Below are 18,442 nucleotides of genomic sequence, written 5' to 3' on the forward strand. Positions count from 1 at the left end.
CGCTGGCGCGCGATAAGGCTTTCCGCGTCAACCCACATCACGCACCAGCGCGCTCCTGCACGACACCCACATCACGACGAGCCGGACGCATGACTCCCCAAGACAGCAAGCAGCAGCAACTCGCCCAGATCCTCGCGCTGGCACCGGTGGTGCCGGTGGTCATCATCGAGGAACTGGCGCACGCCGTGCCGATGGCGCGCGCCCTGGTGGCCGGCGGCATTCCCAGCATCGAGGTGACCCTGCGCACGCCCTGCGCGCTGGACGCGATCCGCGCCATTGCCGCCGAGGTGGAAGGCGCGGTGGTCGGCGTGGGCACCGTGCTCGACGCCAGCCAGCTCGAAGCCGCGCGGCTGGCCGGCGCGCGCTTCGCGGTGTCGCCCGGCGTCTCGCCGCGCCTGCTCGATGCCGCCGATGCCAGCGAGCTGCCGCTGCTGCCCGGCGTGGCCACCGCCGGCGAGGCGATGAGCCTGCTGGAACGCGGCTACCGGCACCTGAAACTGTTCCCTGCCGTGCCGGTGGGCGGCGCGAAATTGCTCGCTGCCTGGGCCAGTCCGCTGCCGCAGATCCGCTTCTGTCCGACCGGCGGCATCAGCCTCGCCAGTGCACCGGATTTCCTCGCCCTGCCCAACGTCGCCTGCGTCGGCGGCTCCTGGCTCACGCCCAAGGACAAGCTCAAGGCTGGCGACTGGGCCGGCATTGAGCAACTGGCGCGCGAGGCGGCGGCACTGCGCCGCTGAGGCGGCTCACTCCGCGGCAGGTGCCTGCACGGGCGAGCCGATGCCGCGCAGCGCCCGGTTGCCCATGCACAGCACGGCGATGCCGCTCAGCGCGAGGCCCGCGCCCACGAACAGCACGGGCAGCGGAATCACTTTCAGCAAGGCGCCGGCCAGCGCGGCGGACAGCGGCCCCAGTCCCATGAAGGTGAACATCAGCAGGCTCATCGTGCGGCCCATCATCGCCGGCGGCACGCGATGCTGGATCCAGCTGACGATGGTGATTTGCGCGACGCCGCCGAGCATGCCGGTGGCGGCCAGCAGGGCGGCGCCGGTCACGGTGGAATGGTCGAAGGCCAGCGCCGCCAGCGCGAGGCCGACGAGGCTGTCGATGCCCAGCACCATCAGGCCCAGGCGCTCGCGCACCAGCTTTGCCGCGAGGCCGGCCAGCGCGCTGCCCACCAGCATGCCGGCGCCGTTGGCGGTCATCAGGATGCCGAGCGAGGCGGCGCCGTGATCGAGCCGGGTATCGGCCAGCAGCGGCAGGCCGACCTGGATCGGGCCGCCCACGAACACCGACACCACCGCCGCGTAAAGCATGAAGGCGCGCAGCGGCAGGTCGGCCCACACGGTGCGGATGCCGGCGAGCACATTGTCCAGCACGCCGCCGCTGACCGGGCGCGGCTGATGGTCGGCGGCAATGCGGATCAGTGCCAGCGAGGCCAGCGAGAAGGTGAAGCTCGCCGCATCGATGGCGAAGGCCAGGCCCAGCCCGGTGCCGTCGGCGAGCTTGCCGTGGCCGCCGTGCGAGCCGACGCTGATGAGCAGGCCGGCTAGCGCCGGCCCCACCAGCATGCTGAGCTGGCGCATGCCCATGAACAGGCCGTTGGCCGCGCGCAGTTGTTCGGTGGGCACCAGCTGCGGCAGGATCGCCGAGCCGGCCGGGTAGGCGAAGGCGGTGGCCAGGCCGATGCCCAACGCCAGCGCGTACACCGTCGCCATGTGGATGGCGCCATCCAGCACCAGCACGGCCAGCAGGGTCACCAGCACGGCGTTGACGCCGCGCGCCGCCAGCAGCACGCGGCGCGGCGAGAGCCGATCCACCACCGCCCCGCCGATCAGCATGAAGGCCGCACGCGGCAGCGCCATTGCCGCCAGCACCAGGCCGAGCGCGGCCGGATCGCCGGTGAGCTTGAGCACCAGCCATGGCAGTGCCACCAGGGTGAACTGGTCGCCGATGGCGGAGATCGTGCTGCCGCCGAACAGCAGGCTGAAATTGCGTTGGGCGAAGGGCGTGGCGCGGGGCATGCGGTGGTCTCGATCGTCGATGGGTCGATGGGTGCGCATGCCGCGACCGACGGCCCGCAGGGCGGGCGCGCCGGCGGCGGCGATCATTTCGCGCGGCGTTTCACGTAGGTGTCGAACAGCTCGTCGATGCGGCGGTATTCGTCGTACCAGTCGTCGGCGTGCTTGAAGTCGTGGCGTTCGAGCGGGTACAGCGAGATCCAGAAGTTCCGCTTGTGCAGCTCGACGAAGCGCTGGTAGAGGCGGATCGAGTCGCTGGCCATCACGTTGTCGTCGATCAGGCCGTGCTCGATCAAGAGCGGGTCGGCGAGGTTCTGCGCGTACTCGATCGGTGAGCTGGCCTGGTACGCCGCGGGGTCGAGCTGCGGGTCGTTCAGGATGTTCGAGGTGTATTCGTCGTTGTAGGTGACCCAGTCCGCCGGTGCGCGCAGCGCGGCGCCCGCCGCGAACTCGCCCGGCGCGCGCAGCAAGGCCATCTCGGTCATGAAGCCGCCGTAGCTGCCGCCGTAGATGCCCACGCGTCGCGGGTCGACGCCGTGGTTTTTCACCAGCCAGGCCTTGCCGTCGAGCAGATCCTCCAGCTCGGGATGGCCCATGTGGCGGTAGATCGCGTCGCGCCAGTCGCGGCCGTAGCCGGCGGAGCCGCGATAGTCCATGTCCAGCACCACGTAGCCCTGCTGCACCAGGAGGTTCTGGAACATCTGCTCACGGACGTAGTACGTCTCCTGCTTCGACACGTCCTGCAGGTAGCCGGCGCCGTGCACGAAGATCACCGCGGGACGCGCGGCGGGCGCGTCGGTCTCGTTGGCGGGGCCGTAGTACTTGGCGTGGATCACGCCGACGCCGTGGCTCGAAGGCACTTCGACGAACTGCGGCTGCAGCCAGGCACGCGCGGTGTAGGCCGGCTGCATCGTGTCGGTGAGCTCGCGCGGCGCGCCGCCGGCGGAAGGCTGCACCGCGAGCTGGTCGAGCCGGTAGGGCGCCGAGTGCAGCACGGCGAGCTGGCTGCCGTCGGGCGACAGCGTGAAGCCGTCCACGCCTTCGTACTGTGTCAGGCGCGTCAGCGCACCGCCGCTGGAAGGCACGCGATACACGTCATAGCTGTAGGGCGCGACCTGGTTCGTCAGCAGGTAGAACCACTGGCCATCGGGGCTGAGCGCGGGCTGGCTCACCTCGAAGTGCGTGTTGTCGGTGAGCGCCTTGGCTTTGCCGTCCAGCGGCTTCACGTACAGCCGCGACCAGCCGCTGGCTTCGCTGAGATACCACAGCGTGCGGCCGTCCTTGAGCCAACCGAAGTCGTTGAAGCTCCAGTTGATCCAGGCGTTGTCGTGCAGGCGATCCTGCGTCACCAGGGTGTGGCTGGCGAGATCCACGGTGGCGATCCAGCGATCCTTGTTGTCGATCGCGCGCAGCTGCACGGCGGCCTCGCTGCCATCCGCATTCCACGCCACGCCGGCGCCGTTGCTGTCGCTGTCGGGCACCAGCGCGATGCTGACCGGACGCACGGCCGGCGCCTTGAGCGCCTTGGCCTCGTCGGCGTGGCCGGCCTTGTCCAGCGCGGCGATGGTCTGCGCACGGATCGCCTTCAGCGGATCGTCCTGGATGCCGGGCAGCTTGTCGGTGGCAAGCGGCCAGACCTTGTGCGCGGCAAGATCCAGCAGCAGCAGCGACTGCGGCGCCGGCTTGTTGCGGCCCACATAGGTGCGCGCCTTCTGCGCCTCGGTGTAGCCGGAGTCGGTGACGTAGTGGATCACGTCCGGCGCCTTGCCGTCGTCGTGGTGTGTGGGCTCGGTGACCAGCAGCATCCAGCGGCCATCGGGCGACAGCTCGGTGTCCACCGCCTTGATCTGATCGCCCAGCCAGAACGGCGGCGGCACGCGGCTGGCATCGGCGGCGTCCAGCGCCTGCTGCTGCGCGTGGTGCGCGTCGCGGTCGGCCTTGAGCTCACGCAGCGTGCTGAAGAGTGCGAGTTGCTGGCGTTCCAGCGCGCCGGGCTTTTTGGCGGCCGGGTCGTCGGCGAATTTCAGGATCGCCGCGGGCGCGGTGACGCCGCTGGCCAGCTCGTAGCTGTACCAGTCGTGGCCGTCGCGGAACTGCAGAGCACGGCCATCGGCGCTGAATTGCGGCGAGGACTCGTCCTGCGGCGTGCGCGTCACCTGCACGCGGCGGCCGGAGGCGAGATCGACCAGGAACACGTCGCCGTGCAGGATGAAGGCCGCATGCGTGTGGTTATGGTCGTATACCGCGGGGCCGTCAGCCTGCGCCATCGCGGCGGGGTCGAGCCTGGTGCTCGCGCCGCCCGCAGCGCTGGTGCGGTAGAGATCGCGCACGCTGTCGCCGTCGCGCTTGAGCGTGTAGTAAAGCTGGCGACCGTCCACGCTCCAGTACGGGCGCTCCACCGCGTGGCCGATCCAGTCGGGGCTGGCCATGATGGTTTCCAGATCCAGCGGCGCGCTGGCGGGCGCGGGCGCGGGCGCGGGGGCGCCGAAGGCGGTGGCGGGCAGCACGGTGAAGGCCACGAGGCCGGCAAGCAGCAGCTGACGCATGGTGCGCTCCACAGTCGAAAGCTCCGCAGCATAGCGGGGTGCTGCCGGCCCGCAAGCGCCATTGGTCGGGTAGGCGTGTTGCGGCCGCGTGCGCTAGGAGCTTGGGCGGTAGCAACACAAGCGGCTGCGACTTTGCCGTCTGGGCATCTTGCGCGGCACGGTACGGGCGCCGGGGCGATGACGGCGTGGTTGCGGGTTTGCCGCTACCATTTTGGCCTTTCCGCCAGGGTTTATCACCATGCACAAGCTCGTCCTGATCCGCCACGGCCAGTCGCAGTGGAACCTCGACAACCGCTTCAGCGGCTGGGCCGACGTCGATCTCACCGCGCAAGGCATGCAGGAGGCGCGCGAGGCCGGCGAGCTGCTGAAGCGCGAGGGTTACGCCTTCGACGTGGCGCACACCTCGGTACTCAAGCGCGCCGTGCGCACGCTGTGGGGCGTGCTCGATGCGATGGAGCTGATGTGGCTGCCGGTGCACACCGACTGGCGCTTGAACGAGCGCCACTACGGCAGTCTCACCGGCCTCAACAAGGCGGAGACGGCGGCGAAGTACGGCGACGACCAGGTGAAGGTGTGGCGACGCAGCTACGACATCCCGCCGCCGCCGCTGGATCGCGACAAGAATGAGGCGGTGCATGACCCGCGCTATGCCGCGCTCCGGCCCGAACAGATCCCCGATACCGAATGCCTGCAGGACACCGTGGCCCGCGTGCTGCCGTACTGGCATGAAGTGCTGGCGCCGGCGATCAAGCGCGGCCAGCGCGTGGTGGTGGCTGCGCACGGCAACTCGCTGCGCGCGCTGGTGAAGTACCTCGACGGCATCTCCGACGAGGCCATCGTGGAAATGAACATTCCCAACGGCGTGCCGCTGGTGTACGAATTCGACGACGCGCTCAAGCCGCTGAAGCGCTACTACCTCGGCGACGCCGCCGCCATCGAGGCCAAGATGGCCGCCGTGGCGAACCAGGGCAAGGCGAAATAGCTGCCAGGTCAAATTAAGCATATTTTTGGAGGTGGTCGCGTGCCTGAATTATGTAGATTCCTTGGAATCCCTGCCCCAGATGACAGTACGTTGTAGGCAGATACCTACACATAGAGTCGGAACAAACCTGCCAGTACCTATGTTATAAATCTGAATGAGCCGAAGTGACCTCAGTCTCTTCGAAGGAATGTGCTATCCGCGGTTGGAGGAAACATGAAAGGGATACCTGATTAGCGACTTTGCTCAGCTGTTCGTCGCGTGATTTGAGACGCGGCGAGCGCAACCTCGGTGCCATGTTCGAAGCGGGAGAACGATCATGGCGATGAACCAAGTGCAGTTCCAGGCGGGATTGTCGATGGCGCAGTTCATCCAACGCTACGGTACCGAGGCCAAGTGCTATCGAGCGCTGTATCGCGCCCGCTGGCCGCACGGTTTCCGGTGCCCCCATTGCGACAAGCGGCCGCGCTCGCGCTTCCGTCGCGATGGGCGGGTGTACTACCAGTGCCGCGCCTGCCGCCACCAGACAACGCTGACCAGCGGCACGCTGTTCGGTGCCAGCCACCTGCCGTTGACGACGTGGTTCCTGGCCATGCACCTGCTGACAGGCAGCAAGACCAACATGTCGGCGCTTGAGCTCAAGCGCCATCTCGGCGTCAGCTACGACACGGCGTGGAAGCTCAAGCACAAGGTCATGCAGGCGATGACCGACCGCGAGGCGCCGCGCCAGTTGGACGGGTTTGTCCAGATCGACGATGCGTACCTTGGTGGCGAGCGCAACGGCGGCAAGCCGGGGCGCGGTTCGGAGAACAAGCAGGCCTTTGTGGTGGCCGTTTCGACCGACGCCGAGCTGGAGCACCCGACGTTTGCCGTCATCGAGCCGGTGCGCAGCTTCGACAATGCGTCGATGAACGACTGGCGCACGCGGCGACTGGCGCCGGGCGCCGAGGTGTTTAGCGACGGCCTGGGTTGCTTCCGCCGCTTGGCCGAGGGCGACCACGCGCACACGGTGCTGGTGACCGGTGGTGGCCGCGCCAGCACCGAGGTGAAGGGCGCGCGCTGGGTCAACGTGCTGATGGGCAACGTCAAACGCGCCATCAGTGGCTGCTACCACGCACTTCGCCAAGCCAAATACGCCCGCCGCTACTTGGCCGAAGCCGCCTACCGCTTCAACCGCCGTTTTCGTCTCGCGGACATGTTGCCGCGACTGGCGCGAGCCATGACCCTCTGCAACCCTTGGCCAGAGCCGCATTTGCGTGCTGTCGACAATTTTCATGGCTGAGCGAAGTCGCTAATCAGGAAGGGATATCCATGGAAAGGCGCACAACCGTGCGTTCGGCGTGGCTTGATTTCATTACGTGCTTAGGGCTCATTTTTCTGGCGACTTTTGCGCAAGTTAGTCACGCGCAAACGAGCTACTACGGCCCACCCTACAATGGATATTCTACCCTGAGTGCTGCGGTGAACTATGACGCCGCGCCGTTCTATGCTGAACTGGGCAAGGATCCGGCTATGGGCCTAGATTGTATACACCATTCGTGCGCCGTCACCATCAAATATCTCGATCCATCGAAAAATGGAGGCACAGCCGCGCAAATATTCTTTTCGTATGATGGGCAGCGAAGCCAATATCCAACTACTATTCTCGCGACAAGCAAGAACTACAACGTCCTAAAGATTCTTGGTGATCCATCTTCCTGCGCCTGCACAAGTGGCGTGGGTGGACGTACCGGCGGATCCAGTCCACATGGCGGTAGTGGTGACGCCTCTCTCGACAGCCATCCTTCTGGCCCCTTTACTGTCGGTGAGGGTGATCCAATCAATGTGGCGACGGGCAACAAGTTTGAGCAAGACACTGACTTTCGAAGCTCGGATTGGCTGACCTTTCGGCGCTTTTACAACAGTTCAAGCAATGTCGCCACCTCCCATCTCGGATCGCAATGGCGACACACCTTTGATCGGTCGCTCGAAATTGTACGTATCGAGCAAGGCACCGCTGGATCTTCGTACGTTTACCTCGATCGACCCGATGGGAGTCGGCAGCATTTTGTTCTAAGTAATGGCCTATGGACGGCCGATTCGGATAATCCGAATCGACTGATCGAACACGACGATGCCAGTGGAAATCCGCAGTACTACACGGTCGCGCTTGCAGACCCGCGTTCCACGGAAACCTATGATGCGATGGGCCTGTTGCAGTCAATCACCGATTCGTCCGGCGAGATAACCGCGCTTACTTACAGCAATGCAAGCACGCCCGTGACTGTCGCGCCGGCACCGGGGCTGCTTTTGACGGTTACCAGCCCGCAAGGTCGCGCACTCAATTTTACCTATAACGGTAACGGACAAATTCAAGCCGTTACCCTGCCCGATGGTGGAACGCTGACGTATGTCTACGACCCCAATTCCGGGATGCTTCTTTCGGTGAAGTATCCCGACGGCAAGACCCGCCAATACGTCTACAACGAGCCATCGCTAACGGGAACCAACAGCGCCAGCATGCCCGCGGCGCTGACTGGAGTCGTCGATGAGGCAGGGGTGCGCTACGAAACGACGGGGTATAGCTATTACAACAACGGGGCCGCTGTCTCGTCGACCTTTGCCGTCGGAGCCGACGCCACAACCCTATCTCCTGGAAACCAGAGTGCTTCATTTACGACACCTCTGGGCAAGTACGTCACGCTCAATTTCGTCGAGTCGGCAGGGACGCTCAAACCCGACGGCAGTGGTGCTTATTGTGGGCTGCAGTGCAATCAAACAAACCAATCCTACTCTTACGATTCAAATGGCTATCTCAGCTCGGTAACGGATTGGAAGGGATTTGTCACCAAGACAACCTACGACACCAACGGCCTCTTAGATCAACAGATCGACGCATCGGGCACGAGCAGTCAACGCACCACGACTACCACTTGGAACACGACGCTACGCGTACCCCTGACGCGTACGGTGCAAAACGCCTCCGGTACGACAGTCAGCTCCAACCAGTGGGTCTACAATACTCTGGGGCAAACGCTCGCTCGTTGCGAGATCGACCCCGCCAACAGCGCGGCCACGGGCTATGCCTGCAGTACCACGGGTACGGTGCCTGACGGCGTCCGCCGCTGGACGTACACCTACTGCGCCACCGTCGACACCGTGCAATGTCCCCTCGTGAGCCTGCTACTCACAGCCACCGGCCCGCGCACCGACCTGACGCAGACGACCACGTATGGCTACTACCTGACAAGCAGTGCCATGAACTGCGGTACGCCGGGCGCGGCGTGCTACCAAATCGGTGACTTGCACACCATCACCGATCCGTTGGGCCATGTCACCACCTTCGTGTCCTACGACGCCGACGGCCGCTTCACCCGGGAGACCGACGCCAACGGCATCAACACTGACATGACCTATACGCCGCGTGGCTGGTTGGCCAGCCACACGGTTGGTGGGGCGCAAACAACCTTTGGCTACAAGCCCTACGGTGCCGTGTCATCCGTCGCCGACCCCGACGGCGTGACCACGACCTACGGCTATGACGCAGCCCACCGCCTCATCACGATCATCGATGCGCAGGGTAACTACGTGCAGTACACCCTGGACGCAGCAGGTGACAAGACGGCCGAAAAGGTCTTCGACAACAGCGGCGGGGTACATAAAAGCCTGAGTCGCACCTTCAACACGCTGGGTCAGCTCACGAGCGTGGTGGATGGCCTGAACAAGACTGTGTTCAGCGCCAGCGCCAGTGGCAGCTACGACGCGAACGGCAACCTGGTGCAGAGCGGCGATGGTCGTGGCATCCAGCGGCAGTCTAGGTACGATCCCCTGAACCGTCTGGTGAAGACGCTAGACAACTACAACGGCACCGATCCTGCCACCCAGAACACGACCACCCAATACTCCTACGATCCCTTGGATCGCCTCATCCAAGTGACCGATCCCAACAACCTCGCCACCTCCTACGGCTACGATGGTCTGAGCGACGCCACGGGACAGATCAGCCCTGACACCGGCGTGACGAGTCGCATCTACGACGCCGCCGGCAACGTGCTTAGCCGTACTGACGCCAACAACATCACCGCCACCAACACTTACGATGCATTGGATCGCCTGGCCAGCACCAGCTACGTCGACAGCACCCAGAACGTGGCCTACCACTACGACGAGGCCAACGGCGTCACCGGCTGCAGCAGCTCATACCCGGTCGGCCACCTGACCCGCATCGTCGAGAGCACCGTCACCACGGTGTACTGCTACGACGCCCAGGGCCAGGTGATCGAGAAGCAGCAGACCACCGGTACCGCCACGGCCACCACCGGTTATGCGTACACCACGGCCGGTCGCCTGAGCGGAGTGTTGTACCCCAGCGGCACGTTGGCCACCTATGCCCGCGATAGCGGCGGACGTATCCAAAGCGTAAGCATTACGCCTTCGAATGGCACGTCTAGTATCGCTGTCAACAACGTTAGTTATCTGCCGTTTGGTCCAGTTAGTAGTTATACGCTCGGTAATGGGCAAACGATCATACGAACGTACGATGCGAACTACCGCTTGACGGATCTAACCAGCCCAGCCTTCAACCTGCACGTTACACAGGATCCGGTTGGTGATATCACAGCTATCGGCAATGCGCCGGGAGCAAATCCGGCAACGGAGACCTACAAATACGATCCGCTAGATCGCCTGACCACCTTCACTGAAGCGAACGGCACGGCACTGCAAAGCGTCACTTACAACCAAACGGGTGATCGTCTCAGCAAGACTGGCAGCGGCTTAGCAACTGGCACGTATCAATATAACACAAGTACACATCAGCTCACGGCTGTTGGTAGCTATGCGCGGACAGTGGATGCCAATGGCAATACCACGGCGATCACTACAGCGACTGGCAATCTGGGATTTGGATATAACGCACGGAACCGGCTTGTCGTTGCCCAGATCACGGGCAACACGGTGGGCGCGTATACCTATGACGCACTCGGTGAGCGCATCCTGAAGGTCGCTGGTACGGCCAACCAGCGATACAGCTACGGCGAAGAGCAGGAATTGCTCAGCGAGCAGGGCACCGCGAACCGGGACTACGTCTGGATGGGTGGCATCCCGGTGGCGAACGTCGATACATCGGGAACGGCTAGCACCATCGCGTACGTCACGGCGGATCAATTGGGCACGCCAAGGGCTATCAGCAACGGCAGCGGAGCAACGATATGGGCATGGCCCTACGCCGGCAATGCCTGGGGCGAAAGCGCCCCGACCAGCAGCGGATACGTCTACAACCTGCGGTTCCCGGGGCAGTACTTTGATGTGGAGACCGGCCTCAGCTACAACGTCAATCGTGACTACGATGCGACGACGGGATGGTATCTGCAGAGTGATCCACTGGGTATGTTCGGTGGGCAGACAAGTACGTATGCCTATGTGGGTGGTGATCCACTCAACCGAACAGACCCCACTGGCCTGCGATGCAATGGGCAAGGTTGTTGGAACACACCGCAAGAGAGCGCCTACGCTGCGGCGGGCGACTGGAAGAATTACTACGCTACCGCGTGCGCAGGGGGCGACACGTATGCCTGTGAGGGGAGTAACGTGGCAAACAATGTCGGCACGCTGTCTGGGATCACCAATTACCGGCTTGCTTCGCTGATATCCGACCATCTGCCGCTGGGTAAAACATGTGCCGCCGACTCGGCCGTCATCGCTCAGAAGATGGAAGCGATTCGTGAGGCTTTGGTCGCCGCTCGCGTGAGACAGTTGGCGGGAGCCACGCCCGACAATCCAATGATTGTGAGTGGTAAATCCATTTCGGACTTCCACAATGCCATCTTTCGGAAAATTGCTGGTGGATCTACGTCCTCTTGGGGAATCCCCGTATTCGGTGGCGACCTTCCCTTCAGCAATAAGATGGTGCACTGGTGCACCTCTCCCACGTGTCATCCGTGATGGCTACCACACGGCGCCCAATCTGGTTGGGGATTGCCCTCACACCTTGGCTGACACCTTTGGCGTTCATTGCCATCTATGCCGCGTATTACGTGGTAATGGGTTACAGCCGACCCGGACTCTCATGGTACGGGTCATTGGTATTCAGTTACCTCTTTGGCGTTCCGCTGGGCTATCTGGGCATCGGCCTTTTTGGGTGGCCTTGGGTGGCGAAGCTACGTCACTGGCATAAGCTCACGGTCGGCTATGTTTGTCTGGGCGCCTGCGTCATCAGCATGGTTCTATTTGTGGCGTTCGCCGCTCTGGTGGGCAATTACGCCTACCAGAACGTCATCTCAGGCGTGTTGGAGCAGCTTCTCATCGGATTGGTCATCGGCCTGCTGTCCGGGCTGATTTTCTGCCTAATTTCTGGCGTTCCCTTGAAGCCCAATGATTGAGCGACTATGCCTATGTTGATGGCAACCCGATCTACTACTCGGACTCGCTCCTGTGCAGATTCAGGGCTTGCCAGCGGATGCCTCGACGCTGAAATCGATCTCCAGCGGATACGGGCGGGGCGCGGCCGGCGGGGCGGGGTAGCTCCAGCTGGCGAAACGGCCGGCGATGCAGCGCGCCACCGGCAGGTCGGGTTGCGCCGCGACGCGTTGCGGCCTGCCTTGGGCGTCCAGGTCGAGCACCAGGGTGAAGGGCGTCCTGTCGTCGTGGTTGCCGGCGAGGCAGGCCTTGTAGGCCGCGGTGGTGGGCTGGCCGATGCGCTGCCACAGCGCCTTCTGGTAAGGCGCGCCGCTGGCGGCGGCTTCGGCGAGCTTGGCCTGCTGCGTGCGCGTGGCGAAATCGTCGCTGGCGGGGGCGGCGGCCAGCAGCAGGGCGAGGGCGAGCGGGGCGGGCATGCGGGTTTCCGGGCGGGAACGGAGCCGCCACTTTAAAGCCTTTGGGAAACCGCCGATGCCGCACGGCTTGCCCCGGCGCGCGCGATACGCGCGGGCACCGCGAGCCCGCCCGTGCTGCCCGGCGGCGGGATCACTCGTCCTGCGTGCCGGCGGCCCCGCGCGCCTCGTACTCGCGCAGCCAGGAGGCCACGGCGGCGGCCGGCATCGGGCGGGCGATGTGGTAGCCCTGCACTTCGTCGCAGCCCATGTCGCGCACGGCGGCGAGCACACTGGCGCTTTCCACGCCCTCCATCACCACGCGAAAGCCAAGTTCGCGGCCCAGCGCGGCCATGGCACGCACCACGATGGCATCGTGCTGGTGGGTATCCAGGCTGCGCACCAGCGACTGGTCGATCTTCAGGCAGTTGGCTGGCATCCGGCGCAGCGCGTCGAGGTTGCTGTAGCCCACGCCGAAGTCGTCGATGGCGATGCCGACGCCGGCTTCCTGCAGGGTGCTGAGCACGTCGTGGGTGAGGTCGTCGTAGATCAGCGCATGGTTTTCGGTGAACTCGATTTCCACCTGTTTGAGCGAGACGCCATGGCGGTACGCGGCAGCGGCGAGGCGGCGGGGCAAGGTGGCGTCGAGGTCGATGCTGGAGACGTTGAGCGAGACGCGCAGCTGCAGTCCCTCGCGCTGCCAGAGCGCCAGCTGGGCGAGCCCGCGGTCGAGCACCCAGTCGGTGAGGCTGCGCATCAGGCCGGCCTGTTCGGCCAGCGCCACGAACACACCGGGAGACACCTGGCCCAGGGTGGGATGGCGCCAGCGCGCCAGGCCTTCGAAAGCCACGCAGCGGCCGCTGGCCAGATCCACGCGCGGCTGGTAGTGCAGCTCCAGCTCGCTGCCTTCGGCGAGCGCGGCAGCCAGCTCGGTGACCAGGAAAAACTCCTGCCGCTGGCGCTCGTCCTGGGCGTGGTCGTACACCGCCCAGCCGCTGGCGGTGTCCATCGCCGCGCAGGAGGCGTTCATCACGCGGCGCAGCGGGTCGCCGCCGCGCAACTCGCTGCCCTCCACCTCGAGCAGACCCACGCCGGGCTGCAAACTGAGCGGGATGCCCTGGCAGTCGAACGGTTGGCGCAGCACGGCCACCAGCGCATCCAGTTGCAGCGGTTCCGGCGAGGGTTGCGTGCCCGGCAGCAGCACGGCCAGCCGGGTAGGGGCCACCTGGTAGAGCTGCATGCCCGGCGTCATCCAGGTCGTCACCCGTTCGGCGACCGCGCGCATCAGCGCGTCGGCGTAGGCGTGGCCCATCGCGCGCACGAAGGCGTGGAAGCGCACCACCGGCGCCGTCTCGATGGCCAGCAGCCAGGCGTGGTCGGTGGCGTTGGGCAGCTGGGCACGCAGGTCGGCGAAGAAAGCGTAGCGGTGGGGCAGCTGGCTGGCGTGGTCGGTGCGGTACAGGTAATTGCGCAAGGCGGCGCCGGTGCTGGCCAGCGCGGCGGCGTCGCGCAGGGCAGTGCGTTCGCCGGGAGTCAGCGCGAGGCGCGGGCGGCTATCCATGGCGAACAGGGCGCCCAGCCGCCGGCCATCCAGGCCGAACACCGGCTCGCAGACGAACAGTGCTACCACGGCATGCGCGGGGTCGGCGTCTTCGGGCAGGAAGCGCGCGTCCTCGCGGGCATCGAGGACGCTTTCGGCGTCACCGCGGCGGGCCGCCGCGTGGCAGGCGGCCAGCAGCCGGTCGTGCAGCCGGGGTGGGTCGGTGGCGCCGGGTGGGCGATACCAGAACGCGCTGCCATCGAGCAGCAACAAGGCCACCAGCGGCACGTCCAGCGCATGGGCCACCAGCCGCGCCACGGCCTCGAAGCCGGGCAGGGCGTGCTGGTCGGCCATTGCCGCGGGCGCACCAGCATGCTCCGCAGCGGCGGAGGCGTCCGGCGATGTGCCCTGCGTTGTCGCCATCGGTGGGCCTTCCGCGTCACATGACTGGAAGTTTATCGACGGCGGGGCGCGATGCTTGAGGCGGCGCGGTGGTTTCAGTCGGCGCGGTGCGGCAGGGCGAGGTAGGCCTCGCTCTGCATCTCGATCAGGCGCGATTCGGTGCGGCCGAACTCGGCGCGGTGGCGCTCGCCGTCGTACAGCGCGGTGATCGGCGCGGCGGCGGAGAGGATGAGCTTGACGTGGCGGTCGTAGAACTCGTCCACCAGCTGCACGAAGCGCTTGGCGGCGTCCTCGCTGTAGCGGTTGAACTGCGGCACGTCGGAGACAAGGATGGCCGGGCCGGCCTTGGCCAGCGCGATGTAGTCGGCGACCGCGCGAGGGCCTTCGCACAGCGCGGCGAAGTCGAACCACAGGATGTTGTCGGCACGCTTGCGCAGCGGGATGTCGCGGTCGTTCACGCGCAGCGCGCCGCCTTCGACGATCACGCCATGCGCCTGCGCGACGAAGATGCGCTCCAGCGCGCGCTGCGCCTCCGCGCCGGGCGGCGTGTAGTACACCGCCGCCTGGCTCAGCGCGCGCAACCGCCAGTCATGCGAGGAGGCCACCTCCATCACGCGGCAACGCTGCTCGAGCAGCGCGATGGCAGGCAGGAAGCGCGCGCGCTGCAGGCCGTCCTGGTACAGGTTTTCCGGTGCGGTGTTGGAGGTGGTGACCAGCAAGACGCCGCGCGCGAACAGGCCTTCCAGCAGGCGCGCCAGGATCATCGCGTCGCCGATGTCGTTGACCAGGAACTCGTCCAGGCACAGCACGCGGCAGCGCGCGGCCAGCCCGGCGGCCACTTCGTCCAGCGGATCCTGCCGCTCGCCCAGCGCACGCAGGCGCTCGTGCACCTCCTGCATGAAACGGTGGAAGTGCCGGCGCAGTGCCACGCCGTGCGGCAGGCTGGCGGCGAACAAATCCATCAGGAAGGTCTTGCCGCGGCCCACCGTACCCCACAGGTAGAGGCCGCGTGGCGCCGGCGCGGGCTCGCTGGCGAGCAGGGATTTCAGCCGGCCGAAAAGGCCGTTGTCGTTTGCCCGCGCGGCGCACAGCGCGGTGTGCAGGCGGTCGAACTCGGGCAGCACGGCGAGCTGGGTGGAGTCGGACTCCCAACGGTGCGCGGCGACGCCTTCGGCGTAGCGCACGCTGGGCGCGGGGGAAAGGGTTTCGCTCATGTGGCTCAGGCGCGCGCCGGCGGCAGCCAGTCGGCCACCTCGTGCTTCACCGCGCCGCGCAGGTCGAGCAGGCGGCGATGGAAGAAATGGCCCGTCTCCGGCACGCGCACCAGCGCCGGCGGCGTGGCCATGGCCGCGATCCAGTCGAACACCGCCTGCGGCGACACCACCTCGTCGGCCTCGCCCATCACCACCAGCCACGGGCAAGTGGGCAAGGCATCGTCCAGCTGCCAACGCCCCACCGGCGGCGCGATGCTGATGAGCGCAGCGGCCCCGAGTCGCGCCGCGTTGCGGATGGTGACGTAGCTGCCGAAGGAGAAGCCGGCCAGCCACAGCGCGTCATCCGGGCGCACGCGGCGCAGCCAGGCCGCCACGGCGGCGAGATCCTCGCTCTCGCCATTGCCGTCGTCGTACGCGCCTGCCGAGGCGCCGGTGCCACGGAAGTTGAAGCGCAGCGTGTCCAGCCCCGATTCGCGCAGCGCGCGCTCCACCATCGTCACCACCTTGTTGTGCATGGTGCCGCCCTGCACGGGGTTGGGGTGGCAGATCACCGCCACGCCGCGCCGCGCCTCCGCGCGCTCGGCCACGTCGCTGATGCACTCCAGCAGCCCGGCCGGGCCGGTGAGGGTGAAGGTGGCCGCCGCGGCGGGGAAGCTGGCGGGGTTGGGCGGGAGATCGGGGAGATTCATGGGGGTATTGTAGTGGAGGCCTTCTGCTTGCCTCGCTCTCCCGCAGGCGGGAGAGCGAGCGAACGAAAACGCCGCCCACGAGGGGCGGCGTTTGCCTTGATCTGATTGAAGCGTGGCTTACTTGGAGTGGTCGACCATGTAGGTCACGGCGGCCTGCACCTGCGCCTCGGAGAGCGCGGGGTTGCCGCCCTTGGGCGGCATGAAGTTGCCGTCCGGGCCGAGGTAGCCGTCGGTGGCGTGCTTGAACAGCGTGGCCAGGCCCTGCGCGATGCGCGGTGCCCAGGCGGCCTTGTCACCGAACTTGGGTGCGCCAGCCACGCCGGCGGTGTGGCAGCTGGTGCACAGGTTGTCGAAGATGGTCTTGCCGTCGGTGCTGCCGCCGTAGGCGACCTGCGAGGCGGCGGCCTTGGTGGCGGCGTCGGCGGCGGCCTGCATGGCGGCGCGGCCGGTGTTGCCGGCGTAGACGGCGCCGACCGGGGCGATGCGCGCGTCCACTTGCGCCTTGGCGGTGGGGTCGGTGGCGTCGGGGTGGTGGTTGTGCACCGTCATGGCGATGGTCACCAGCGACACGGTCAGCACGATCAGGCCGCCGATCACCTTGGCGAACTGACGCACGAATACCCGGTCGGAATCGTTCATGGAACCGCTCATGTGTACTCCAGGTCGATGGTCTGCAAGCCCCTGCGGCCCTCGGTATGCAGCCAGGCCGCCGCCCGCCCGGGCGCCGGTGACGACGGGGGCATAGGGCGGCGAGTATAGACGAAGCGGCCGGCAAGATTCAGGCGCGGCGCTGAACCGGCGGCGCGCGGACGCGCCGGCCGTGCCATCGGTCATGGGCCAACCATGTCAACTGGCATTGTTGCCTGGCGTTGCAGTGCACCTATGCTTGGCACCATCGGCCCTCCCCCTGGCCGGGCCGCATGCCCCTTTCCCCGGTTAGTCACGTTTTTACGCAGGAGTTTCCCGCATGTCGCGTTTTTGGAAGATCGCGCTGATCGTCGCTGCGGTGGTCGTGCTGGCCATCGTGGGTATCCGCCTGCTGCACAAGCCCGGCGGCAAGGCCGACAGCCAGGGGCCGGACGGCAAGGACAAGACGCCGGTGCCGGTGACCGTGGTGCCGGTGGCGCGGCAGAACGTGCCGGTGTACCTCACCGCGCCGGGCACGGTGCAGGCACTCAAGACCATCGCGGTGAACCCGCAGGTGGGCGGCCAGTTGCTGAGCCTCGACTTCACCGAAGGCCAGCCGGTGAAGAAGGGCCAGCTGCTGGCGCAGATCGATCCGCGCACCTACCAGGCCGCCTATGACCAGGCGCTGGCGCGACAGAAGCAGGACGGCGCCTCGCTGGCCACCGCGCAGAGCACGCTCAAGCGCAACCAGACGCTGGTGGCCAAGGGCTACGTGGCGGCGCTGGACATGGATACCTACCGCAACAACGTGAGTCAGCTCGAAGCGGCGGTGGCGCAGGACAAGGCCGCCGCGGAGAACGCGCGCGTGCAGCTCGACTACACCCAGATCCGCTCGCCGATCGACGGCCTGGCCGGCATCCGTGGCGTCGATCCGGGCAACGTGGTGACCACCACCAGCACCATCGTCACGCTCACCCAGTTGCATCCGATCAACGTGATGTTCACCCTGCCCGAGCAGAACCTCGACATGGTGCGCGCCGCGCAGGCGAAGGCGCCGCTCGTGGTCGCCGCGCTCGACCGCGTGGACGCGCATCCGGTCGCCAGCGGCGGCGAGCTCAAGGTGATCGACAACCAGATCGACACCACCACCGGCACCTTCCGCCTGAAGTCGCAGTTCCCCAACGCCAACGGCGAGCTGTGGCCCGGCCAGTTCGTCAACGTGCGCCTGCAGGTGCGGGTGGACGATGGCGCGCTGGTGGTGCCGTCGCAGGCGGTGCAGCGCGGCCCGGACGGCGACTACGTCTATGTGGTGCAGGGCGACGACACGGTGAAGATGCAGCCGGTGACGGTGGCCGGCGAGGTGGGCGACAGCCACGTGATGATCGGCAGCGGCCTCGCCGAGGGTGCCAAGGTGGTGACCGAGGGCCAGTTCCGCCTGAAGCCCGGCAGCAAGGTCAATCCGCTCAAGCCCGGCGAGGTGCCGGCGGCGCCCAGTGCGGCCGAGCTCGAAAAAGCCAAGAAGCAGGGCCAGGGCGGCTTCCGCCGGCACTGATCCGATCCCGCCGCGCCCGGCGCGGCGGGCCATGCGGCATCGCCCGGCGCCGCCGCGCCGGTGCGCAGGACGCCACCCCAGACTGCA

Annotated in this window: 13 protein-coding genes; 6 read left to right on the forward strand and 7 right to left on the reverse strand. The window is 66.2% G+C overall.

Annotated features, from left to right (window positions below):
• The first annotated feature begins 89 nt into the window (after positions 1–89).
• Positions 90–737, forward strand: a complete 648-nt coding sequence (locus tag AC3WQA_RS11225; RefSeq protein ID WP_492675136.1) for a bifunctional 4-hydroxy-2-oxoglutarate aldolase/2-dehydro-3-deoxy-phosphogluconate aldolase — start codon at positions 90–92, stop codon at positions 735–737.
• Positions 738–743: 6 nt separating this feature from the next.
• Here AC3WQA_RS11225 and AC3WQA_RS11230 read toward each other — a convergent pair whose 3' ends face one another.
• On the reverse strand, positions 744–2,021 hold the full coding sequence (locus tag AC3WQA_RS11230) for an MFS transporter (RefSeq protein ID WP_492675137.1): 1,278 nt from the start codon (positions 2,019–2,021) through the stop codon (positions 744–746).
• Positions 2,022–2,104: 83 nt separating this feature from the next.
• Positions 2,105–4,564 carry a S9 family peptidase gene (locus AC3WQA_RS11235; RefSeq protein WP_492675138.1) on the reverse strand — a complete coding sequence of 820 codons (2,460 nt, stop codon included), beginning with the start codon at positions 4,562–4,564 and terminating at the stop codon, positions 2,105–2,107.
• A gap of 238 nt (positions 4,565–4,802) precedes the next feature.
• Between AC3WQA_RS11235 and gpmA the strand changes: the two genes are divergently transcribed.
• From gpmA to AC3WQA_RS11255, 4 genes are all read left to right on the forward strand, one after another.
• Positions 4,803–5,546 carry a 2,3-diphosphoglycerate-dependent phosphoglycerate mutase gene (gene gpmA, locus AC3WQA_RS11240; protein ID WP_492675139.1) on the forward strand — a complete coding sequence of 248 codons (744 nt, stop codon included), beginning with the start codon at positions 4,803–4,805 and terminating at the stop codon, positions 5,544–5,546.
• Between the two features lie 316 nt (positions 5,547–5,862).
• Complete coding sequence (locus AC3WQA_RS11245; protein WP_492673425.1) at positions 5,863–6,825, forward strand: IS1595 family transposase; 963 nt, start codon at positions 5,863–5,865, stop codon at positions 6,823–6,825.
• A gap of 179 nt (positions 6,826–7,004) precedes the next feature.
• A complete protein-coding gene (locus tag AC3WQA_RS11250) occupies positions 7,005–11,465 on the forward strand; it encodes an RHS repeat-associated core domain-containing protein (RefSeq protein ID WP_492675140.1) in 4,461 nt (1,486 codons plus the stop codon).
• Positions 11,465–11,902, forward strand: coding sequence for a hypothetical protein (locus AC3WQA_RS11255; protein WP_492675141.1), 438 nt, complete (start codon positions 11,465–11,467; stop codon positions 11,900–11,902). The genes AC3WQA_RS11250 and AC3WQA_RS11255 overlap by 1 nt, the downstream gene beginning before the upstream one ends.
• Positions 11,903–11,962: 60 nt before the next feature.
• On the opposite strand, the gene AC3WQA_RS11260 is transcribed toward AC3WQA_RS11255, so the two are convergent.
• From AC3WQA_RS11260 to AC3WQA_RS11280, 5 genes are all read right to left on the reverse strand, one after another.
• Complete coding sequence (locus tag AC3WQA_RS11260) at positions 11,963–12,355, reverse strand: peptidase C13 (RefSeq protein ID WP_492675142.1); 393 nt, start codon at positions 12,353–12,355, stop codon at positions 11,963–11,965.
• Between the two features lie 130 nt (positions 12,356–12,485).
• Entirely contained in the window at positions 12,486–14,225 is a 1,740-nt protein-coding gene (locus AC3WQA_RS11265) for a putative bifunctional diguanylate cyclase/phosphodiesterase (protein ID WP_492675143.1), read from the reverse strand.
• A gap of 143 nt (positions 14,226–14,368) precedes the next feature.
• Positions 14,369–15,487 carry a cell division protein ZapE gene (gene zapE / locus AC3WQA_RS11270; RefSeq protein ID WP_492675144.1) on the reverse strand — a complete coding sequence of 373 codons (1,119 nt, stop codon included), beginning with the start codon at positions 15,485–15,487 and terminating at the stop codon, positions 14,369–14,371.
• Positions 15,488–15,492: 5 nt separating this feature from the next.
• Positions 15,493–16,176, reverse strand: a complete 684-nt coding sequence (locus AC3WQA_RS11275; RefSeq protein WP_492675145.1) for an alpha/beta hydrolase — start codon at positions 16,174–16,176, stop codon at positions 15,493–15,495.
• Positions 16,177–16,293: 117 nt separating this feature from the next.
• A complete protein-coding gene (locus AC3WQA_RS11280; protein WP_492675146.1) occupies positions 16,294–16,815 on the reverse strand; it encodes a c-type cytochrome in 522 nt (173 codons plus the stop codon).
• 328 nt (positions 16,816–17,143) lie between these two features.
• Between AC3WQA_RS11280 and AC3WQA_RS11285 the strand changes: the two genes are divergently transcribed.
• On the forward strand, positions 17,144–18,355 hold the full coding sequence (locus AC3WQA_RS11285; RefSeq protein ID WP_492675147.1) for an efflux RND transporter periplasmic adaptor subunit: 1,212 nt from the start codon (positions 17,144–17,146) through the stop codon (positions 18,353–18,355).
• Positions 18,356–18,442 lie beyond the last annotated feature (87 nt).

The organism is Rhodanobacter sp. FW106-PBR-R2A-2-24 (assembly GCF_058789615.1).